Origin of the sequence: Candidatus Aegiribacteria sp. (assembly GCA_021108005.1) — a bacterium.
In the GTDB taxonomy this organism is placed as follows: Bacteria; Fermentibacterota; Fermentibacteria; order Fermentibacterales; family JCC-6; genus Aegiribacteria.
Genome location: JAIORS010000104.1, coordinates 1 through 20495 on the forward strand (window position 1 = coordinate 1; position 20495 = coordinate 20495).

Annotated in this window: 23 protein-coding genes; 5 read left to right on the forward strand and 18 right to left on the reverse strand. The window is 46.7% G+C overall.

Annotation, left to right across the window (positions count from 1 at the left end; genetic code table 11):
* The first annotated feature begins 125 nt into the window (after positions 1 to 125).
* From K8S15_05940 to K8S15_05955, 4 genes are all read left to right on the forward strand, one after another.
* A complete protein-coding gene (locus K8S15_05940) occupies positions 126 to 1217 on the forward strand; it encodes a hypothetical protein (GenBank protein ID MCD4775578.1) in 1092 nt (363 codons plus the stop codon).
* A gap of 63 nt (positions 1218 to 1280) precedes the next feature.
* Complete coding sequence (locus K8S15_05945) at positions 1281 to 2072, forward strand: class I SAM-dependent methyltransferase (GenBank protein MCD4775579.1); 792 nt, start codon at positions 1281 to 1283, stop codon at positions 2070 to 2072.
* Positions 2073 to 2169: 97 nt separating this feature from the next.
* A complete protein-coding gene (locus K8S15_05950) occupies positions 2170 to 2418 on the forward strand; it encodes an AAA family ATPase (GenBank protein MCD4775580.1) in 249 nt (82 codons plus the stop codon).
* A 28-nt stretch (positions 2419 to 2446) separates the two neighbouring features.
* Positions 2447 to 4246 carry a S9 family peptidase gene (locus tag K8S15_05955; protein ID MCD4775581.1) on the forward strand — a complete coding sequence of 600 codons (1800 nt, stop codon included), beginning with the start codon at positions 2447 to 2449 and terminating at the stop codon, positions 4244 to 4246.
* A gap of 119 nt (positions 4247 to 4365) precedes the next feature.
* Here the strand turns inward: K8S15_05955 and K8S15_05960 are convergent, their stop codons facing one another.
* The 17 genes from K8S15_05960 to K8S15_06040 all read right to left on the reverse strand — a co-directional run bounded on the left by K8S15_05960 (position 4366) and on the right by K8S15_06040 (position 16767).
* On the reverse strand, positions 4366 to 4851 hold the full coding sequence (locus K8S15_05960; protein ID MCD4775582.1) for a hydrogenase 3 maturation endopeptidase HyCI: 486 nt from the start codon (positions 4849 to 4851) through the stop codon (positions 4366 to 4368).
* A gap of 88 nt (positions 4852 to 4939) precedes the next feature.
* Entirely contained in the window at positions 4940 to 5563 is a 624-nt protein-coding gene (locus K8S15_05965; protein MCD4775583.1) for a 4Fe-4S dicluster domain-containing protein, read from the reverse strand.
* 33 nt (positions 5564 to 5596) lie between these two features.
* Positions 5597 to 5941 carry a monovalent cation/H(+) antiporter subunit G gene (mnhG, locus tag K8S15_05970; GenBank protein MCD4775584.1) on the reverse strand — a complete coding sequence of 115 codons (345 nt, stop codon included), beginning with the start codon at positions 5939 to 5941 and terminating at the stop codon, positions 5597 to 5599.
* Entirely contained in the window at positions 5934 to 6305 is a 372-nt protein-coding gene (locus tag K8S15_05975) for a cation:proton antiporter (protein MCD4775585.1), read from the reverse strand. The genes mnhG and K8S15_05975 overlap by 8 nt, the downstream gene beginning before the upstream one ends.
* Positions 6302 to 6817 carry a Na+/H+ antiporter subunit E gene (locus K8S15_05980; protein ID MCD4775586.1) on the reverse strand — a complete coding sequence of 172 codons (516 nt, stop codon included), beginning with the start codon at positions 6815 to 6817 and terminating at the stop codon, positions 6302 to 6304. Before K8S15_05980 ends, K8S15_05975 begins: the two co-directional genes overlap by 4 nt.
* Before the next feature lie 3 nt (positions 6818 to 6820).
* On the reverse strand, positions 6821 to 8314 hold the full coding sequence (locus K8S15_05985; protein MCD4775587.1) for a monovalent cation/H+ antiporter subunit D family protein: 1494 nt from the start codon (positions 8312 to 8314) through the stop codon (positions 6821 to 6823).
* The gene (locus K8S15_05990; protein MCD4775588.1) at positions 8311 to 8664 is read right to left on the reverse strand and encodes a sodium:proton antiporter; all 354 of its coding nucleotides are present in this window, start codon (positions 8662 to 8664) and stop codon (positions 8311 to 8313) included. Before K8S15_05990 ends, K8S15_05985 begins: the two co-directional genes overlap by 4 nt.
* Entirely contained in the window at positions 8664 to 9119 is a 456-nt protein-coding gene (locus K8S15_05995) for a hypothetical protein (GenBank protein MCD4775589.1), read from the reverse strand. Before K8S15_05995 ends, K8S15_05990 begins: the two co-directional genes overlap by 1 nt.
* Positions 9112 to 9660, reverse strand: a complete 549-nt coding sequence (locus K8S15_06000) for a DUF4040 domain-containing protein (GenBank protein ID MCD4775590.1) — start codon at positions 9658 to 9660, stop codon at positions 9112 to 9114. Before K8S15_06000 ends, K8S15_05995 begins: the two co-directional genes overlap by 8 nt.
* A gap of 13 nt (positions 9661 to 9673) precedes the next feature.
* A complete protein-coding gene (locus K8S15_06005; protein MCD4775591.1) occupies positions 9674 to 11377 on the reverse strand; it encodes a hypothetical protein in 1704 nt (567 codons plus the stop codon).
* Entirely contained in the window at positions 11374 to 12558 is a 1185-nt protein-coding gene (locus K8S15_06010; GenBank protein MCD4775592.1) for a nickel-dependent hydrogenase large subunit, read from the reverse strand. Before K8S15_06010 ends, K8S15_06005 begins: the two co-directional genes overlap by 4 nt.
* Entirely contained in the window at positions 12558 to 13031 is a 474-nt protein-coding gene (locus K8S15_06015) for an NADH-quinone oxidoreductase subunit C (GenBank protein ID MCD4775593.1), read from the reverse strand. The genes K8S15_06010 and K8S15_06015 overlap by 1 nt, the downstream gene beginning before the upstream one ends.
* Complete coding sequence (gene nuoB, locus K8S15_06020; GenBank protein MCD4775594.1) at positions 13028 to 13453, reverse strand: NADH-quinone oxidoreductase subunit NuoB; 426 nt, start codon at positions 13451 to 13453, stop codon at positions 13028 to 13030. The genes K8S15_06015 and nuoB overlap by 4 nt, the downstream gene beginning before the upstream one ends.
* A 21-nt stretch (positions 13454 to 13474) precedes the next feature.
* Positions 13475 to 14386 (reverse strand): NADH-quinone oxidoreductase subunit H, encoded by a 912-nt coding sequence (locus K8S15_06025; GenBank protein ID MCD4775595.1) that lies wholly within the window; start codon positions 14384 to 14386, stop codon positions 13475 to 13477.
* Positions 14383 to 14928: a hypothetical protein gene (locus K8S15_06030; protein MCD4775596.1), complete on the reverse strand. Its 546-nt coding sequence runs from the start codon at positions 14926 to 14928 to the stop codon at positions 14383 to 14385. Before K8S15_06030 ends, K8S15_06025 begins: the two co-directional genes overlap by 4 nt.
* A gap of 7 nt (positions 14929 to 14935) precedes the next feature.
* Positions 14936 to 15754, reverse strand: coding sequence for an FAD/NAD(P)-binding protein (locus K8S15_06035; protein MCD4775597.1), 819 nt, complete (start codon positions 15752 to 15754; stop codon positions 14936 to 14938).
* Entirely contained in the window at positions 15751 to 16767 is a 1017-nt protein-coding gene (locus tag K8S15_06040) for a 4Fe-4S dicluster domain-containing protein (GenBank protein ID MCD4775598.1), read from the reverse strand. The genes K8S15_06035 and K8S15_06040 overlap by 4 nt, the downstream gene beginning before the upstream one ends.
* Before the next feature lie 477 nt (positions 16768 to 17244).
* Between K8S15_06040 and K8S15_06045 the strand changes: the two genes are divergently transcribed.
* A complete protein-coding gene (locus K8S15_06045; protein MCD4775599.1) occupies positions 17245 to 18273 on the forward strand; it encodes a hypothetical protein in 1029 nt (342 codons plus the stop codon).
* Between the two features lie 50 nt (positions 18274 to 18323).
* Here K8S15_06045 and K8S15_06050 read toward each other — a convergent pair whose 3' ends face one another.
* On the reverse strand, positions 18324 to 20405 hold the full coding sequence (locus K8S15_06050; protein MCD4775600.1) for a transglycosylase SLT domain-containing protein: 2082 nt from the start codon (positions 20403 to 20405) through the stop codon (positions 18324 to 18326).
* Positions 20406 to 20495 lie beyond the last annotated feature (90 nt).

The window sequence follows — 20495 nt, forward strand, 5'->3', positions numbered from 1 at the left end:
ATGGATTCATGATGCTCTGGAAATAGCAGCGAGATTTAATTCACTCAAATGAATGCAGCGGATTCGCTCCATTGCCGTCTTTGAGCTAAATCGTTATCTCTTGGAAGGATAAATACGGAAATCCGATGCCGAAAATTGACATAAATCAAATTGGCTTAGCTTTCGACATGCAAGGTTGTCCGAATCGATGCCGGCATTGCTGGCTCGGACCCGCTAACAACTACACGCTTTCTGAACAAGACGTTCGCTGGGGCACCTCTTTGTTCCGCGATTTCATTGCTAGAGAGGATACGTCAATAAATAGATTATCGGTCGCGACATCCTTTCGTGAACCAGACCTGCGTGATGATTATCGTAAACTCTACGATCTTGAAGCAGAACTGGGAGACGGAATCCCTGATCGATATGAACTACTCAGCATCTGGCGACTTGCGAGGGATGATTCCTATGCCAGGTGGGCCAAATCTGTTGGACCCGATGTGTGCCAAATATCATTTTTCGGGTTACGGGTAACGAACGACTGGTTTCATCGCCGCAAGGGAGCATTTGACGATGCACTTATTGCCAGCGAGCGATTACTCGACGCTGGTATGAAGCCGCGATGGCAGATTATCTTGACCACGAAACTCCTTCCTGAGCTGAACGAATTACTCGCTCTGATCGACAAGCTCAAGCTGCGAGAACGGGTTCGAAAACTTGGTGATGAGTTTCTGTTATTCATTCATCTACCGGGACCGGATCATGAAGCTCGGAAAATTGAGGATCTCAGACCTACGATAGAACAGCTGATCAATCTCCCGGAAGTCATTCTAGAGTCGACAAGAAAATACTTCTCAAGAGAAGTGCTCTGGCAAAGCGAGGAAGCCTTATTCTCCGATATTGTCAATAGCGAATACTTGAAAACCCAGAGTACTCTTCCCGAAGCTCTTTGGTTCTTCGTGCAAAGCAATTGGGACGTCTTCTCGAATATTGGAACACTAGAGGACTGGTGGTGCCTCGGGAATCTCAAGCGAGACAATGTAGTAACAATCATTAATCGGTTCGTGAACGATGGAACCCTGGGGCTGAAGTATCTTGTGCATGAGTCGCCTTCGGAACTCGCCAGGCAGTACGGCAATCCGAATGGTCATAAGGTATACTCAAGTGAAGAAGATCTGCTTTCTCTTTACCTAGGAAGACACTGCGAAAAAAAATGGAACAGGAGATCAATCGAATAGAGCTGACCGGCTTAGTTAAATTGGGTAATGCAGGGCAACTCATTCGAAGCGCTAAGGAGAAATGTGAAAAGTAATAGAAGCAAACGTGTCGTAAGAGTTCCGAAAGATTACTATTATCGTGTTCACGAAACACGCTATAGGAAAATATTAGGTAGTGGATCAGTTTTTAGGCAAAAACAAATGAACAGCCATATACTCAGTGCCTGGAACGAGTTTGTATCAACAGTAAACCTTGTTCCGGAGGTTTCCGGGATTGAATTTGGATGCGGAACAGGCATTAATACCATTACTATTTCCGAGCAGGGCTTTCAAATGACAGGAATAGATATTTCACCGACTGTAATAGAAAAAGCAAAAGAATTAGCCCAAAATAAAGGGGAAATAGTAGAATTTATTGTAGGCGACATGTTTGCTACGAATCTTAGCTCTGAGAGTTTTGATTTTGCGATAAATATATGGACTTTGCACGTTGTGGGAGAACAGCATCTTCGTGACAAACACTTGTCCGAGTGTTATCGCGTCTTAAAACCAGGAGGATATCTATTCCTCCACAATGAAAGCTCTGATAAGGATATACTCAATCCCATTGAGGAAGTCGTATTTGAGGAAGCAAAAGAATGGAATATTCCAGAACTAAAAAATAAATTTGAACTGCCAAATGGAGAAAAAATTCAGGTAAGTTTTCCAGCGCACATGCCTCCTGATATGAACGGCAGAAGGTCTCTCGGAGAGCACAAGGATGAACTTGAAAAAGCTGGATTTAAAATACTCAAATGCTATGGGGATGAAATGAGTGCTTCTCATTCTGTATCCGGAAACCAAGTAATGATTGCTTTTGCATACAAGGAGAAATAGTATAAAAATATCCACACGGACAACAATCTACTCCGATTTTACCTCAATTTGTTGTTGCTGCTAGTGATTTAAGTGTTATGCTTGATGAAATGATGTCATGAAAAAGAAACTCGTCATAGTCAACGACGCTCCCGGTATCGGTAAGACAACTACCTGTAGAGAACTGCAGCGACTGCTTGTCGGAAGTGTCTGGCTTGATGGCGATTGGTGTTGGATGGCCAATCCATGGATCGTAACGGAAGAAACCAAGAGAATGGCAAAAGACAGAATAGCGAGATGCAAAGCAAGAGAATACAGCTATCCGGATCAATGCATTGGCTATTCTGAGCGTTATACAAAAGGATAGGCACAAATTGAAAGGGAGAAAGCAAGGCATGAGATCACATCAGCTCACTTCTGAGGAACTCATTAGCGAAGTAAAGACTGTTAGAGATTTCTCGCTTTCACCCGATGGTAAGTCAGTCGCTTTCTCCAGAACGACCAAAGGTATTTCCCAAATATTCCTTGCGGAAATAAAAGAATTCGAACCAGAACAACTGACTGAATGTCCTGGCTCCAAGACTTCACTTACTTGGTCATCAAACAATGATCTGATAGCATTTGCACATTCAGAGAAAGATGGTAAAGGTTGCGATCTTTGCACGATCAACCCATTTGATGGAACTGTAAACACACTGCTTGAACTGGAAGAGGGCAGCATTTGGTCTTCTTCCTGGTCACATGACGGCAAGCATCTTGTATTCTGTTCAAACTATAAAAGCTCAATAGATATCTTCACAATAGATGCTGACGGTAAAAATCTGCTTCGTCTTACCTCGGGCTCGGAGATGGATCAGTATCCACAGTGGTCTCCGGATGGATCCAGATTACTCTTTTACAGAAGTATTGGTCAGGGACCACTTAGCCAATATGAGATGAGAATGATTAACCGGGATGGAAAAGAGCTGCGTGTAATCGGACCGGAAGCAAAACGTAACGGTTGGGGTAAATGGTCACCAGACGGAAAGACTATTGCATTTGCTTCAAACGTTAGCGGTAGCTACCATATCGGAATTCTGGATTTACATAAAGATGAGATAAGATGGGTGACCACGGGGGAAAGGAATTACTGGAATCCGGTCTGGTCACCGGATGGGTCCAAACTAGCTTGTCAGGTTGACATGAATGGGAGTCGAAGAATCACCATAACAGATGTGAAAAGCGGTGAGATGCAACTTGTTGGACCAACTGCAGGTTTGTGTTCAGACATGGAGTTCACATCTGATTGCAAATCACTAGTTTTTACTCACGAGGGCCCGCTGAATCCTTTTAACCTTTGGTCAATTGATCTGAATACAAATGAGTTACTGCAACTGACCTTTGGTTTGCCTGATTCCATCGATGAAGAAGTACTGGTAACACCGGAAGAGGTCACTTATTCCTCTTTCGATGGGTTGGAGATATCTGCGCTACTTTTCAGACCGATATGTGAACCGAACGATACACTTCCTCCAGCGATTGTCAGACTTCATGGAGGACCCAACTACCAGACTTTTAATTGGTGGCACCCCAGGATTCAGCTACTGGTTAATCACGGGTATTTGGTTCTTGCCCCAGACTTTAGGGGGAGTACCGGATACGGAAAGGCATTCGAGGAGAGAAGCATCGGTGACTGGGGTGGCGGAGATATGGAGGATGTAATTGCCGCAGCTGAATGGCTTAAGACTACCGGGCAGGCTGATCCGGACAGTATAGCTCTCCTGGGAGGCAGTTACGGAGGTTACCTGATGCTGATGGCAATGGCCAGAGCTCCTGGACTCTGGGCGGCTGGAGTTAACCTCTTCGGCTTCATCGACCTTAAGACATTCCACAGCAGTACCAGTGGTTGGGTGAGAGAGTGGTTAGAAAATCAGATCGGCAATCCAGAAGAGAATCCTGAATTCTATCGAGATCGATCTCCAATGACTCATTGCTCCGAGATCACAGCACCATTGCTGATACTTCATGGAGCCAAGGATGAACGTGTTCCTCTCAGCCAGGCCAAACGACTAAGGGATCAAATGGAAAGAAATGGCAAGGAATGCAGTCTGGAAATCTATAAGGATGAGGATCACTACTTCAGCGAGAATTCCACACAGATCGAAATCATGAAGACAATTCTGTGTTTTCTGGATAAACATGCTGCGAAGAAATAAAGTAGAACGGGATTGTTAGTCAGTGTAGTGGAAATAAACCGATATTGATGTTATTCCATTAAGGACAGGAGAAGCTTATCGAGTGTGAACGGCTATAACACTTATGAGGTTACCATATATCAAGAGGTAGATTCCGTTACTGACAGCAGGTCTGTCAGCGCTTCCAGCATATAGGCGACCGCGGGAGATAGTGGCGCGCCGAATTCGATGCTTCCAGGCTGAATCGCAAGCAGGAATATTCCTGCTCCAGTCTCCTCCTCCAGCCTTTCCATGACCAGTACTGGTGAGAGCGAGTGTGTTGTAAAGCCGGTTTCGCCTTTAATATCGTTTCTGTCTAGCAGTTCGACAGCCCCTGGTTCTCTGTCCAGGTGAACAGCGTCAACGATAATCACTGTATCCGGATCAAACCTGGTGACCGAACGTATATGGTTTTCCGGAACCGTTCCCGCATCGACAGTACATAGACCCTTTTCAGACAGTCTTGACACCAGTTCGGGGCCGATGCCGTCATCCCCCCTGAGGATATTGCCGATACCCATGAAAACTACTCTGCCCAGCAGCAGAGAACTCAGTCTGTCTTCAAGCATCCGCAATTGTTCGTTCATCACATTATTCCGTTTTTGCATGAATCCAGGTGTTAATATAAGTGTATAACATTTAATTGATGAAGTGAGATTCTGCAAGTGTCGTTAGTTAAGTCCGGCCCCCATAGAAGGTGGTTGTGCGCCTGCATTCGGCACAGAGGATCTTCACCCTGTCGGAGCGCCCATTGTCCTTCAGTACAGCCTGAAGGTTATCATCGGCAAGACCGAGTTCTCTTAACCTTACGAGGTAAAGCGTTGGGTTGGAGAACGAGAGTTCTCCAAGTTTTTCGGAAATCCATATCAGATGATCCTTTGTGGCGATGGGATTACCGCATACCTCGCAGATCTGCAGTTCTTTCTCTATGGTTTCAAAAGCTTTACTTCTGTCGAAGTATGAGAGTTCCCATTCGTTAGTCTGTACTATTCCGGTATCACCGGTTTCTCTTATACATGCATCAACACAGACACCACAGAAAATACAGTCATCCGTATGGTGAATCATGACCCTTTTCGGAACTCCATCGCCCTCAATAATATCCTCATGTGATATTGCGGTTGACGGGCATGCTTCCTCGCACGCCAGACATCCGAGACACTTATCCTGATCGAAGACCGGCTGTCCCCTGAAATTGGGATGGGGAACATGCGGTTCCGCCGGGAACTTCGACGTGTAAGGCCCCTTGATTACCGCTTTAATCGCTTCTATAATTTCTCTGAGCTTTGGATATTTCATATTTCCATCCGTAACGAATCGCTTCACGGTTCGTTAATCTATTTTTTCTCCTTCTTTGTCTTCCGCATAACAGTCTATGATGCTCTTGTCCCAGAGCTTGATTCCGGCTCTGTGAGCTCCGCGCGAAATGGCATGTGCAGCCACAGGTGACGCTAGAACCAGGAATACTATTGCCAGAAGAGCCTTGAAACCCGTTGGTGTAAACCCGCCGGACATCAGGAACGTTCCGAACAGAATGCTGCATGTTCCCAGTGTCACGCATTTGGTGGCAGCCTGAAGCCTGTTGTAAACATCCGGAAGCCTTACAAGACCAAGGCAACCAAGGACATCGAATGCCACACCTATTCCAATAAATAACATTCCTATTATATCAATCATCGAAGCTTCTTCCCTCCAGATACTTGGCAAGGGCCAATGTGCCGATGAAGCTCTGAAGCCCCCAGGCGATACCAATGTCGATGTACCATGAACGGCCTGTAGCTATGCTGAGTACAGCGCAGAGGCCGACGATCAGTATACCGAAGATATCAATTGCAACGATCCTGTCGGGGGCTGTAGGCCCTCTGAGAACCCTGAACAGAACCATGAGCGAGGAAAGGATCAGTACGTATACTATCCTTCCTGTGAAATTGGTATATACGGCGCTCTGAGCGAAAAATACACTTTTGAATGGAAGCACGATAATAAGGGCAATAATCCCCAGTAGCACTATTGTGCCTGCAACCCATCTCGCAAACTTCATTTTTTTACCGCATCTTCTTCGAAAATCTTCTTGAGCATCGGTTCAAATCGGCTTCCAATCTCCCTGTACGTTGTTTCCGGATCGGAACCCACAACATTAATCCAGTGAATGTAGAGAATGCCTTTGTCCTGATCTATGTCGACTGTAAGTGTACCCGGAGTCAGTGTTATTGAATTAGCCAGGAAAGTCAGTCCCGTGTCAGATTTCAGTTCTGTTTTGAGCCTTACTATACCAGGCTTTATTGGCATTGATGGATGAATGACACGGTACGCGACATCAAAATTGGCCCTTATCAGCTCCCATATGAATACGGGAATGTACCAGAACAGGAAATAGAATACCCGAATCGGGTTGAAGAACATGTGCGGCCTTGTAACGAACATCGAACCCATAATGGCGGCAACTATCAGTGATACAACGGCTCCTGCTATCAGATGCTGAGTATCTGGTACCCAGCAGAGAATGCACCATACTGCGAAAGCGAATATGAACATCAGCATTCTGCTTTTCATGGTCTACACCCCGCCCATTCCGGAAAGCACTTTGACCGCGGGCGACAGGAAGTTTTCCCTTATATCAGGAATAAGAAGTAATCCGCCGAATATACAGACCAGGGCAAGCAGTATCAATGAAATCCGCATTAACGCCGGTACTTCTTTAACATTCATGAATTTATCTTTGAGGGCGCCAAGGAATACGAACCTTGTAACCTTTAGAACGTAGGCAATTGTAACAATGCTCATTAGAACGGCCCAGGCGGCAAGTTTCATGTGATTCGCCTGAACAGCGGCAATAATGATAATCAGTTTGCTCCAGAAACCCGCAAAGGGTGGAATACCTGCTAGTGACATAGCCCCTGCGAGTGTAGATCCGCTTGTAACCGGAAGCTTTTTAGAAAGTCCACCCATTTCCTTCATATTCCTGGTTCCCGTAACGTATTCAACGGCTCCGGAATCGAGGAATAGAAGGGATTTGAAAACTGAATGGTTGAACAGGTGGAAAAGGGCTCCCATTATTCCAAGAGGTGTACCGATACCAAGACCCAGCATAATATATCCGACCTGACTTATGGAACTGTAAGCAAGCAGCCTCTTCATATCCCATTGCCGGAGAGCCACAAGAGCGCCTACCCCCATGGATATCGCCCCAAGAGTCATCAGGATGATTTTAATCTCAGATGGACCTCCGAAGATAGTGAAGAACACTCTGGCGATTGCGTATACTCCCAGAGCTTTGATAAGTACGCCGGAGAGCATTGCCGAGATCGGAGCCGGAGCGGAGGGATGAGCATCCGGAAGCCACGCATGGAATGGAACCATGGCAGCTTTAAGTCCGAAACCCGTCAACAGGAGTGCAAAAACCAAATACATTACTGCGGGATTTTCCGAGCCTGCTATGATCTGAGTCATGTTGGCCATATTCAATGTGCCTGTATAACTGTAGAGGAATACTACTCCGAGCAGTATCAGAAGTGAGGCTACACCGCCCATTACAGCGTATTTGAATGAAGCTTCAAGCTCACGCTTTTCGGTACCGAATGCTACCAGTGCATAACTTGCAAGGGAAGCTACTTCGACGAATACGAAGAGGTTGAATATGTCACCGGTTATCAGGACACCGTTCATCCCGGCAAGCATCAGGAGGAAGAGGCAATAGAACTGCCATTTCTCAGTGTACCTCGTCATGTAATTAACTGAGTATACAGCCACAAGGAACGCAATGAAGTTGACTGTTATAAGCATGAATAAAGTGAGTCCGTCCATTACCAGCTGAATGCCGACTATTCTGCCCAGCACCTCCTGGAATCCGCCCCAGTTACCTACGTTGCAGATTAACCTTTGTCCAAACTCCATCTTCAGTATGAAAAGGATGGAGAGTACAAAAGTACCTGCGGAAGCTATAACCCCAAGTATATCGGGAATTCCCTTTATCCTCTTAAAAAGAGCAGTCAGGAAAGCTCCCGCAAGTGGGATCGCTACAAAAAGCGGTATTATGCTTTCGCTTATCATCCTCTTAACTCCCGCATCCTGGTTATGTCGAAGGTTCCGTATTTACCGTACAGTCTTATAGCTAAAGCGATAAGGAAAGCTGTTGTGGCGAGCCCTATCACTATGGATGTAAGAACAAGTGCATGTGGAAGCGGATCGACCATCGATTCAGGGAGAACAACCTGTGTTTCGGAAAATATTGCAGCTCTTCCTCCGGCTTTATAGGCAACAAGAACAAGAAAAAGATTCACAGCGTACTCCGCGATCACTACTCCCAGTATGATCTTGATAATATTCTTTTTTGAAAGTATTGCGTAGATACCAATGCAGAATAGTATCAGGCAGAGTATGTAGGGCATGTACGCATTCATCACTTTTTCTCCGATTCAAATTTCTGCAGGATTATCAAAGTAAGGAAAATACTGAACAGACCGGCACCAACCTTTAGGCTGATGGCGATATTCTCAAGTGGTATGATTCCTGCGCTTACAAGCTGTCCCGGTTCTCCATCCGGATGAAGGAAGTTATCGAAGAACCCTCCGTATTGCAGCCCGATAAGAGCCAGCGCCAGGAACATGACCGCTCCCAGTGCTTCAACCACGCCGGTGCTTCCCTTTGAAAATATCTTCGCTGAAACACTGCCTCCGAAGGCCAGATCAAGGTTGATAAAAGAGAGCGCCATTATTACCCCGCCTGCGAAACCACCACCCGGTGTGAGATGACCGTGCAGAATGATGTAAATTCCGTAGAGGAATATCAAACCAACGGTAAGCCTGGTTACCGTCTTGACAATAACAGACATTCCATGTTCGCGTTCTTTACTCATTGTTCTCCCGCAAATCTTCCTCTTTTTTCTTACCAACGCTTCGCATAACGGTTAATACACCAATTACGGCGGTAAATAGTACAGTAGCCTCTCCAAGGGTGTCGAACGCTCGATAATCAAGAATTACCGAGGTAACAACATTCATAGCCCCTGTTCCGGAGATGGCATCAATGGGATAGAACCGTGAGACAGTCATCAGAGGTTCTCCAAATGGAGAAAGCCCGCTGCTGAACGTTGCAAGTGCCGCAACGACTGCAAGACCCAGGAAAAGAACTCCCATAAGGGCTCCGAAGGGCCTGCTTCCACAGTATTTTTGGGCGGTATCCCTATTAAGTGTTGCTCTTATCAGGAGTATCACAGCTGCAATTTCAACCACAATCTGTGTAATTGCCACATCCGGTGCTTTCAGCAGAAGGAAAATGATAGAGAGTCCGAGTCCTACGATACCCACGGCCACAACGGCTGACAGAAGGTTCTTCACCTCTATAGCTATTATCGCTCCAGCTATCATCAGGCCCAGAAGTACATATAATTCAATCATATTCTCAGCCCAATCAGATCAGCACAATGCACAGTACCACAAGCCCAATGATAAACCAGAGGAAATATCTGGACAGAATGCCGTTGTGCATGAAAGAGAATACTATACCAAAACCAGCAACTATCTTTTTTGCCACTTCGTACAGGTCGAACAGCTTCTTGTCGGCAAGCCTGTATATAGCCTTAAGAATACCTATATCTTTAATAGTCTTGTAGAAATTTACTCCGGATACCCGCATATTGGGGTTTTCCTCAAGTGTTTCACCACCTGCGAATGGCGCTACGATTCTCGCCTTCTTTATCGTGCCTGCAAGATATATCAGATATCCAATTACCAGTCCGGCTATAATCATCAGTGTGGCAAGTCCTGACTGCCATATACCAGGAAAATCAATCTGTCCCGCCACCTCTGGCTTGAAATACTCCCTGAACGGAATCTTCCAGGCGAATACTCCAAGGCCGATACAAAGCAAAGACAGGACAGTTAAAGGCAGCAACGTAGAGAATCCGCTTCTCTCCTTCTTCTCAATTACTTCCTTCGATATCTTGGATGGCTGCCCGAGGAAGACCGTATGCACAAGCTTCATGAAGCTGGCAAGTGTGAGTGCGCTTCCCAGCATTGCCGCTACCAGCCATAGGATCCACCAGCCACCACTCCCTCCGGAAAGAATTATCCCCTGGTACAGCATCCATTTGGAAGCAAATCCGTTGAATGGTGGTACCCCGGATATTGACAGTGAAGCTATAAGGAACGCCACAAAAACCAGTGGCATGGCCTTAACCAGACCACCCAGCTTCGAAAGATCCGATGTGCCCGTTCTTCTCTCAACTTCTCCTCCGGCAAGGAAAAGGCTTGATTTGTATATGGTATTGTTGAACATATGAAAAAGCGCGCCCGCAATTCCAACTGGATTACCTGTGCCGATGCCCAGAACCATGTAGCCAACCTGGCTTACAGCGTGGTAGCCAAGAAGCCTTTTGAGATCGTGCTGTACAAGCGCCATCATCACGGCAGCCACTATTGTTACACTTCCCAGTGCCATGAGAACGGTATTCATTGCACTGGTCATCTGGAATACGTCAAGTGTAACCCTTGCAAGGAAATAAATACCGAGCAATTTATCAAGTGAAGCCGGCAGATAGGCCGTAACAGGAACTGGTGCATCTCTTGCTGTATCCGGCAACCATGTATGGAATGGCATTGCTCCAGCCTTCGCAAAGGCAGCTGAAGCAAGACAGAGATATGCTATTACCGATCCCCTGCTGGCAAGTGGAATGGAAAGGTTTCCGAATGGAAGGTGCAGAAAGCCTGAAAGCCCCGAATCCCCCGCCACTATTCTCCAGATAAGTACTATTCCCAGAAGGAGAAGAACATCTGTTCCACCTATGATGATAAGGGATTTCCTGGCCGATTCAGCTGTTCCCTCTCTTTTGCCGAAATTGATTAGAAGGTAGAGCATCAGCCCGAGGAATCCCCACAGCACAAGCAGGAGTATGAACGTTGTTGAAAAGAGTATTCCCAGAGTTGCAATGAAAGTGGCCAGGAGGTAAACATAGTAGCGCCACAGGCCTTTGCGGCCTTTCATGAACTTCAGGGAGTAAATAACCGCGAATATGAAGAACATGGAGGCAAACGCCGCACAGAGGAGCGATAAAGGAGTAATTGCAAAATACCCGTTCGGATTCTTAAGGGCATCTATTATCAGATTGAGACTCATCTGCCCCCCATCCTCTGTTTCATCTTCTCGGTCTTCTCTCGGCTGAGCTGCACAAGATCCTTCCCGTTGTAAAGCAATCTGCCATTGTCATCCTTAACAGCTATCCTTTCGGTACAGCAGTAACATGGATCAATCGCGGCAAGAATGATAGTAGCATCGGAAATTGTTTCACCTATAATGGTTGCCTTATAGGTGGGGAGGTTCATGAAGGTTGGCGCCCGAACTTTGTGCCGAATGGGCCTGTTCGTTCCATCGCTTTTCACATAGTGGAAGGTCTCACCTCTTGGAGCCTCTATGTGTCCAATTCCTTCACCAGGAGGAACATCTTTAATTTTTGCATCTATTTCGCCATCCGGGAGATTGTTGAGACAGTATTTCATTATCTTCGCGGCTTCGAATATCTCGAGAATTCGAACGACAGCCTTATCGAAAACATCACCGTTCTCGGTTACTATCATATCCCATTCCATTTCCTGGTACGCTCCGTAAGGGGAATCCTTCCTCACATCGCGAGCAACTCCGGAAGCTCTGGATGTGGGCCCCAGTGCGCTGAAGTCTATGGATTCCTGATAGGTCATGACGCCAACACCTTTGAGCCTCGCATGGAGGACAGGGTCGTCAAGAACGGCTTTCTTCAGCATATCAAGGGTTGGAAGAATGGAATCGATCTTCTTCAGACATATTGGGATATCCTCCGCTTTTATGTCTCTGCGAACACCGCCAGGCTTGAACATGGCGTAAGCATTTCTGTTGCCTGAGAGTATCTCCATGACATCAAGAATCTCCTCGCGGAGTTTCCAGGCCCACATATAAACTGTGTTATAACCCAGAAAATGCCCTGCAAGTCCCAGCCAGAGAAGATGAGAATGGATCCTCTCACCTTCGGCGATAATTGTTCTGATGTACTCCGATCTCATGGATACTACCATGGGGAAAATGTCTTCGACAGCTCTTGTGAATGCCCAGGGATGGCTTGTGGAACAGATGCCGCATATCCTCTCGACAACGAATGTGCTGTTATCGAAAGTTTTCATTTCAGACAGTTTCTCAATGCCCCTGTGGTTGTACCCCATCCTCATATCTATATCAACAACTATCTCGCCCTCAACGGTAAGAGTGAAAAACTCCGGTTCTTCCTGAAGGGGATGGTACGGGCCTATGGGTATTATCGTTTTACCCATTACAGCCCCCTCGTCCTGTCAGCTTTTTCATCCCACTCCTCGTAATCCTGCCTGAGAGGATATACTCCCTCGGGCCAGTTGTCGGCAAGTAACAGCCTTCGGGGATCGGGATGACCGATGAAGGTTATGCCAAGAAGCTCATTCATTTCCCTTTCTATCCAGTTGAAAGCTTCTATCTCCTTGGCAAGAGATTCAATTTCAGGCTTCTCCCTGTCAAGGAAAACTCGAAGCGAGATAAGCAGATTAATATCTTCAATAATGAAATGGTAGAGAATCTCAATTTTCGGAGGCAGGTCAGTAGCAGATGCAATATTGAATCTGGCACCAATATTTCTGAATAAATAAGTTCCGATTCTTACAATTGCCTCGGATTTGATCTGTACATATACGCGAGTGTTGGATTTATCCTCAAAATCAAGAATATCCTCGTTAAAACGGCTTGTGAAATCCAGAAGTACTTCTTCTCTTGTCATTTAGCGCTGCCAACTTTCTCTATCAGTTTTACCACACCTGCAATGATCGCTTCCGGTTTAGGTGGACAGCCGGGTATGTAGACATCAACCGGTATTATTTTATCAAGCGGAACAGGACAGTTATAACTGTCCTTGAAAATCCCCCTGGACGCGGCACAGGTTCCAATGGCAACAACAAGGCATGGCTGCGGCACCTGTTCGTAAAGTGCTTTCAACCTCTCAACGGACATCCTGTTACATGAACCGGTAACGAGCAGAACATCAGCATGTTTTATACTTCCCACCAGCAGCATGCCGAACCGTTCAATATCGAATCTGGGGGTTAGACAGTCCAGCGTTTCAATATCACAGTTGTTACAGCTGCCGGTAGACAGATGAAACACCCATGGCGATTTCAGGAGCGCTTTAAGTTTCAGGCTCATTACAGCTGTAGCCTCACCCTTCTATAAACCTTTAAGTGCCAGTACAACGGCAGCAATAGCTAAAAGTGTCATCGGTCCCCAGAAAAACCTCACAGCCTGATCTATCCGAACCCTGGGGTTAGTATTTCGGATGACTGTGATAACAGCTACTATTCCTACGTATTCAAGAACGGTCCAGAGGATGTTTATTCCGTCAAATCGGAGCCCTCCGAAGAAGAGAATAATCAGGAAGAACGGAAGAACAAATAGAAGCATGTTCTTCATCAGTTTGAATATGGCAAGCCCGGGGCCTGAGTATTCCACTATCGGGCCCTCCACAATTTCCGTTTCGGCTTCGGGGATGTCAAAGGGAACCAGCGCAAGCTTTGCCTGAACACATAGAATGGCAACTACCAAAGCCAGTACACCGGAAATACTGCCGGCAAATACTCCCTCTGCCTGGACACTGATAATGTCACCAAGACGAATGGAATGGGCGTTGATAACCGGAACAAGAGCCACGAGTATAAAGGGAAGCTCATACGCGATAACAAGCTTCATTTCCCTCGAAGCTCCCAGACTGGCAAGAGGATTACCTGAAGCGAATCCGCCCAGAATAAGACTGAGTGAGGGAACTGTTAGAAGATACATAGCCACGATCCAGTCACCCATGAAACCCTCGGAGAAGAACTGATTGACCCATAACAGAGTTGAAACCACTATCACTCCGGAAATTCCAATTACCGGAGCAATGAGAAACGCGCCCTTTGAAGCACCTGCAGGTATAACGGTTTCCTTGCCAAGAAGCTTCACTATATCGTAAAAAGGCTGAAGGAATGGAGGGCCTACCCTGTATTGAACCCTCGCGGTAACTTTTCTGTCAATCCAGCTGGTTATCAGACCGAGTAGAGCCGTAGCTGCGAATCCGAAAACAACCAGGTAGACGAACGTCATGCATCGCCCCTGTTCCAGTGAGTCGAATGGACAACAAGTCGATTTCCCAGTTCGAAAATATTATCTCCCTTGCTGTTCTTTTTATCAGCAAGCGCAAGCGCTCCGAAGGGACATGTGGGAATACAGGTGTATTCTTCTCTGTCTTTGCAGTAATCACAGATATTCGTCAGGTGCGGTACAATCTCCGGGTAGATGGTTCCGTAAGGACAGGCATGTGAGCAGGAACGGCAGTTCACGCATCTGACGGTGTGTCTCACCAGCATCCCGTCTTCGAGTTTCTCGAGGGCATCCCTGGGGCATGAATTTATGCAATGCGGTTCCTCGCACTCCCTGCAGATAAGCGCATAGGTTGCAAGCTCGATGAGGGAAATCATTCCGTTGTTAACGGGATGATAGAAATAGCTGCATTTAATGACACATTCATCGCACTGATCAGAATTGCATATGTCAAGATCGATAAAAAGTCTTTTTTCGTTTTTCGTTTTCTCTACGGAATCGATGTTACCATGAAGCTGATCAAACGTTGTTTTGTTCATCTCCATAACCATCCTACTCCCAGATTCCCGGATAATCCCGGATCATATCGTAAGTGAAAACGGGACCGTCTTTGCAGCAGTAATAGGGCCCTATCCTGCAATGCCCGCACTTGCCGAAACCGCAGGACATGTTCTTCTCCATGGATAGGTAGATATTCCTGTCTCTGACGCCAAGCTCCTGAAGCTTGAATGTGGCAAATTTCATCATTACCGGAGGGCCGCATACAATTGCCTTTGCTCTTGCGAAATTAACGTCAATATCATCCATTATAGTTGTAACAACTCCTACCGGACCTTCCCAGGAATCATCGCTCTGGTCTACCGTGAGTCTCATATCGAGGTCATCCCGTTTCATCCACTCTTCGAGTTGTCCACGGTAAAGAAATTCCTTGGGGTTTCTGCATCCGCCTCTGTATACAAGGTTTGTAAGCTGCTTTCTCATGTTGAAAAGACCGTACATAAGAGTCCGGATAGGTGCTAATCCTACTCCGCCACCGATGACCAGTATATCCTGACCTATGAATTTAGTAAGCGGATATCCCTTACCAAGCGGTCCCCTCAGGCCGACGGTATCACCTGGTTTCAGTTCGTGTATTGCATCGGTAACTTTGCCGACTCTGACAATGGTTATTTCCATTGTTTCCGTTATCTTTGAATCCGATGATGGAGTGAAGGGAGCTTCACCGACACCCGGGACGGAAAGCTCCATGAACTGCCCTGGTTTGAAAGTGAGTTCTTCCTTTGGTTCAAGGAGGAAGGTTTTTATTGTATCGGTCTCCGGTGTAACCTTCAGAACCTCGGTTTCAATGGAGCGGTACGGATTCTTCATCATATTTCCAGTCTTGCCAGAACTTCCCTGATATCTATCTTACCGGGACAGGCAGCTATACATCTGCCGCACCCCGTACAGCCTACCTCTTTGGCCACTTCAGGGAAGTAGTTAAATTTCTTATCGAATCTGTTTCTAAACCTCATCCATAATCCGGCTCTTGGGTTCTCGCCTCCGGCCACTGTGGCAAAATCATTAATCATGCAGGAATCCCAAATTCTGAATCTGGCAAGTTTACCATCGGATTTCTGATCGTACAGAAGAAAACAGTGACAGGTAGGACATATCGTATTGCAGGCTCCGCATTCCACGCAACCTTCTGAAGAATCCTCCCAGATATTCGATTCGTACTTCTTATTGACAATCCGCTGCAGCCTGTCAGCTGCAGGAATTCCCTTCGCCTTTGCCTGTTTCGCTACATCTGATTTGACATTATTCCTGTTCTGCTTGACAACTTTCACCTGAGCTTCAGTTTCTTCGCTGAACAGGTTCTTATTGTTTTCTATAATATTACGGCCTTTTTTGCTTCCCGTAGTAACAATGAAACCGTCATCAACGGGAGAAAGATTTATATCAAACTCGGAATCAGGCCAGGGATCGATACCTATCGCTGTGCAGAAGCATGTTTCGCCCGCACTTGTGCAGTCAGCTGATATTATCAGCCCCTCTTCTCTTGCCTTCATGTAAGTGGGATCTCCGTATTCATCATCGATGAACACGAAATCAAGAATTCTGAAACCTTTCAGATCGCATGCCTTTGCGCCAACAATGCATGGTGGTTTTTGATGTCGTGGAATATCCGGCTTGAAATCATCCGCAACTTTTTCTCTACCAAGGAAAAAGAAAGATTTTAGAGGTTCGAAAGATCTGATCTCTCCGATCACGTAATCCGTATCGGATTCGCCCAAAAGATAGTAGCCTGTATTGTCCCCCATTTTTCGGGGAACGTATACTCTGTAATCCCCCCTGAGAGATTGAAGAAGCTGATCAAGATCACCCCGTTTTATAAAAAACATGGCAATGAAATAGAGATGGAGTACAGCTTTGTCAAGGGGTTTTCAAATACTGGAATTTCTTCAATCCGATGCAAATTATTATAATGCTATCGGACAGTAAGTTACAATTCTGCAATCGTCACATCAGGTATACTCGTCTATCGTTATCATCATACGCCTGCTTTGCACTGTTAGAAATTCGTACAAATTTACCCGGATACTACCTTTCCTGTCGGGGTCGGACGTAACTTCTGGTTACTTACCGTCCTGTCGGGGTCGGACGTAACTTCTGGTTACTTACCGCAAGTAACCAGAAGTTACGTCCGACCCCGATACACGTCCGACCCCGATACATTTACAAATTCTATCATCCGTTGACAATACTAATTGCACTATATATATAGATACAGCGATAATAAAAATTTGAAAATGTATGATAACTTACATGTGTACTTTTATACCATTGTTGTATAAGTACAATAGAAATGGAATCCATTTATGATAAGAGGTATTCTTTTCGTTATCGTTTTTTCCCATGTTCTATTACCCGCAGTATATGGGAACGGGTACGATGACTACCCGCCGGATCTCGTCTGGTCACCGGTAGAAGATGTTCTTGTGGCCGCCCTTGAGGACAGGCTTGTAATATGGACACCTTACGAAGGCCCGGTAACAGTTATGGAAGGTGAAGCGGCATCTCCCGCTTTCACTCCTGACGGTGAATGGGTAGCATTCATACTTGACGGAACGATACGCTACTTCCAGGTTGATAATCCCCAGAGCTGCAGACGGATTCCACATGCAGACGAAAGGGTTGCCTGTACATTCGATCCGATGGGCCATCCCCGTGCTCCCGCTCTCTGTTTTACCACGCGGTTACTTGGCAGCGATATTTACGCAATGGGGCTCTTTTCAGATGATGTTCTCGTGCTCCTGCCCGAGAATTCGGAAGTCAGGGTCAACGCCCCTGTGATATCACCCGACGGAGACAATATCGCCTGCGTGAATTTCGCCATGAATCCAACATGGTACGAAGAACTGTATATCATAGGTGACTCCGCACCCCTTGGAATGAGGGCCAGAGCTGATACAACCTTCTACAACTGGAGTGAATGGCATGAATCTAATCCCGTATGGATAACATCCAAAGTGTTGATATTCCAGATAGGTGGATGGGGAGAATGGGAACTGAGATTTCTCAATATTGAGTCCGGAATTGAGAAGCTCTTCATGGGAAACGCCCACCAGGTATGCTCAGCCCTTGACGGAAGGCTCCTAGCCTTCTGCCGAAAGGATCCTTTCCCGGAATCGGACTTCGGACTATCATGGGAAGATCCTACCACCGTATGGATAATGGACAGGGAATCTGACTATCTCACTCAGGCTTCACTGCCGGGAGAATGGGCAACCCGGCCTGCAATCTCATATGATGCCGATTACTTAGCCTGGATAGAAATAACCCGGGATGGGGAGGTATTGAAAGTTGGGGTCGGACGTAACTTCTGGTCACTTCCCGAATGCAAGTGAAAGCTGGGGTCGGACGTAACTTCTGGTTACTTACGGTAAGTAACCAGAAGTTACGTCCGACCCCGATACAACGCCTTATATATCATGTACGCATGATGAACATTCTGTACGTAACTCTTCGTCTCATTGTAAGTTATGAGCGCAAAGAATTCATCGGTATCCATATCCGCAGCACCCCAATGAACTGCGTTGTGAGGCCCTCCGTTGTAAGCTGCCGCGGCAATCACGGGATTACCACCGAAATCCCTGTTTATGCCGGATATGTAGCTGATTCCGTATTCTATGGAAACTGCCGGGTCGTATAGCTTGTCAGGCGAATAATCATCCCATCCATTTTCAATCGCTACATATTCAGAGGTGCTTGGAATCATCTGGATGAGTCCCCTTGCTCCAGCAATTGAGTAACATGTGGGCTGGAACATGCTTTCATTCCTGATTATGGCCCATGCCAGAAGGGAATCCAGTCCATACTTCTCACCCGCTGGAACCACAAGCTCCGGCCATGCCTTTTGATATCGCAGCATCCACAACTCTCTTGGCCTATCGCTGCCAGCCAGATCCCACATATTGTATCCCGAAATGGGTCTCCTTTCCCAGACTTCGTTATCAAGGTAGAAAGGAGCAAGGTACTCGGGTCCGCCTACGATCTCTTCCGCTTCCCTGAACTCACCATCCGCGAAATGTCTCAGCCCCGCTTCCTGAAGAAACAACCCCCTTAAAGCGGCTTCCGGCGGTACAGCGGGTAAATATCCATTTTTTGCCATCCATTGATCAAGTGGCTCATCTGTAAATTCAGGTTCCCAGGCAGACCGTCCCAGTAATTCCCTTGCGAAAAAGGCGGGAAGACTTGCGGGAGCTGCCTGAATCAGAGCCTCGAGTATGGCTGTACCTTCAGGATTACCTTCGCTATAAAGGAGTTTGCCAAGCCAGTATTTCGCGGATGATAGGTATACACTTCCAGTCCATTTTGAAATGAAATTTTCAAATTCGACCATAGCGTCGATTATTCTGCCGGACTTGAGGAGCGAAAAACAGAGATAGAAATGCGCGTCATCAGCTGTAACATTGTACGGGTAACGGTCAAGAGTCATCTGAAACCAGGGAATGGCCTGCTGCCATTGCCTGTTCTCCACCAGCAGGTCGCCTATATACCAGGGAAGGTTTCCTATCCTGAAATGGTCAGGAAACTCCTCTCCGTACTGCTTTAAAACCGCAAGCCCTTCCCGCCAGTCGCCGGAACGCCCCAGGTCACGTCCAAGATAAATCATCGCATTGGGTGTATCCGTCCCTTCCGGCCATCTGAAAAGATACTGCTCAAGCATCTCTATGGCAGTATCGTAAAATCCCAGCCTGTCCCTTGTACGTGCGGCCAGATACCACAGGTGCGGATCGGGATCGGGGGAATTCTGAGCTATATCGTACAGTTCGTTCCAGAGTCCCCCGCTATAGAAGTAATCAGCAACTGAACCGGCAAAATCCCTGTCCGCGAGTATTTGCGGCCTTAATGCGTCATACGCACTGGCATGGACAGGAGCCGCTGGCCAGAGTTCAAAGGACTTCAGAAAGATGTTTCGGTATCCGGAAATGCCTTCATCAGCCATCCACATCCCCCTGTAATGACATAAAAGGGATCGAAGTTCTTCACCCCCTGAGTTCTCAGCGTAACTAAATAGAGAATCCGATGATGATAGGCTACCTGTTTCAAGGAAGCCCCTGTACAAAAGGATTGTTCTTCTTCTGAGAGCCCTTTCGGGTAAACTTCCGGGAACTCCACTTAGGGCGGTCAGCGCTAATTCTGCTTCACCGGTTTTCAGAAGGGAATCTGCAAGAACAAGGCGGAGATATTCAGGCATCACGCAATTATTACGTGACATGCAGGAAAGAAGATCCCTGCCGATATTGGCGCCTCCCAGTTCAAGTGCCCTGTATGGAGCCAGGGAATCCGTCAGTTCTAGCAGCAGCTGGGCAGTAAGCACGCTGGGTAAATCGGAGGAATCGGCAGCTTTCCAGATAAGGCAGGCTCTATGGCTGTCTTCAGGCGTTCTGAGCAGAACAGCCCTTAAGTATTCTTCCCTGGCCCTGACTTCCATTCCTGACTGCAGCAGGGAATCCCCGCTGGCTTCAGCAAGCATGCTTCTCTGTTGGCATGAAAGGTTATCAAGGTTTTCATTCGGCTGGAATGCTCTGCACGTAATCAGTGCAAATGCTACAACAAGAATGAA

Coding starts and splice junctions, on each gene's coding strand:
- K8S15_05965 (MCD4775583.1), bottom strand. CDS start 5,563: ATGAAATATCCAAAGCTCAGAGAAATTATAGAAGCGATTAAAGCGGTA.
- K8S15_06010 (MCD4775592.1), bottom strand. CDS start 12,558: ATGGGTAAAACGATAATACCCATAGGCCCGTACCATCCCCTTCAGGAA.
- K8S15_06030 (MCD4775596.1), bottom strand. CDS start 14,928: ATGGAGATGAACAAAACAACGTTTGATCAGCTTCATGGTAACATCGAT.
- K8S15_06025 (MCD4775595.1), bottom strand. CDS start 14,386: ATGACGTTCGTCTACCTGGTTGTTTTCGGATTCGCAGCTACGGCTCTA.
- nuoB (MCD4775594.1), bottom strand. CDS start 13,453: ATGAGCCTGAAACTTAAAGCGCTCCTGAAATCGCCATGGGTGTTTCAT.
- K8S15_06050 (MCD4775600.1), bottom strand. CDS start 20,405: ATGCTTGCTGAAGCCAGCGGGGATTCCCTGCTGCAGTCAGGAATGGAA.
- mnhG (MCD4775584.1), bottom strand. CDS start 5,941: ATGATTGATATAATAGGAATGTTATTTATTGGAATAGGTGTGGCATTC.
- K8S15_06045 (MCD4775599.1), top strand. CDS start 17,245: ATGATAAGAGGTATTCTTTTCGTTATCGTTTTTTCCCATGTTCTATTA.
- K8S15_06035 (MCD4775597.1), bottom strand. CDS start 15,754: ATGATGAAGAATCCGTACCGCTCCATTGAAACCGAGGTTCTGAAGGTT.
- K8S15_05995 (MCD4775589.1), bottom strand. CDS start 9,119: ATGAGTAAAGAACGCGAACATGGAATGTCTGTTATTGTCAAGACGGTA.
- K8S15_05955 (MCD4775581.1), top strand. CDS start 2,447: ATGAGATCACATCAGCTCACTTCTGAGGAACTCATTAGCGAAGTAAAG.
- K8S15_05980 (MCD4775586.1), bottom strand. CDS start 6,817: ATGAAAAGCAGAATGCTGATGTTCATATTCGCTTTCGCAGTATGGTGC.
- K8S15_05985 (MCD4775587.1), bottom strand. CDS start 8,314: ATGATAAGCGAAAGCATAATACCGCTTTTTGTAGCGATCCCACTTGCG.
- K8S15_05990 (MCD4775588.1), bottom strand. CDS start 8,664: ATGAATGCGTACATGCCCTACATACTCTGCCTGATACTATTCTGCATT.
- K8S15_06040 (MCD4775598.1), bottom strand. CDS start 16,767: ATGTTTTTTATAAAACGGGGTGATCTTGATCAGCTTCTTCAATCTCTC.
- K8S15_05975 (MCD4775585.1), bottom strand. CDS start 6,305: ATGAAGTTTGCGAGATGGGTTGCAGGCACAATAGTGCTACTGGGGATT.
- K8S15_06005 (MCD4775591.1), bottom strand. CDS start 11,377: ATGAGTCTCAATCTGATAATAGATGCCCTTAAGAATCCGAACGGGTAT.
- K8S15_05950 (MCD4775580.1), top strand. CDS start 2,170: ATGAAAAAGAAACTCGTCATAGTCAACGACGCTCCCGGTATCGGTAAG.
- K8S15_06015 (MCD4775593.1), bottom strand. CDS start 13,031: ATGACAAGAGAAGAAGTACTTCTGGATTTCACAAGCCGTTTTAACGAG.
- K8S15_05940 (MCD4775578.1), top strand. CDS start 126: ATGCCGAAAATTGACATAAATCAAATTGGCTTAGCTTTCGACATGCAA.
- K8S15_05960 (MCD4775582.1), bottom strand. CDS start 4,851: ATGAACGAACAATTGCGGATGCTTGAAGACAGACTGAGTTCTCTGCTG.
- K8S15_06000 (MCD4775590.1), bottom strand. CDS start 9,660: ATGATTGAATTATATGTACTTCTGGGCCTGATGATAGCTGGAGCGATA.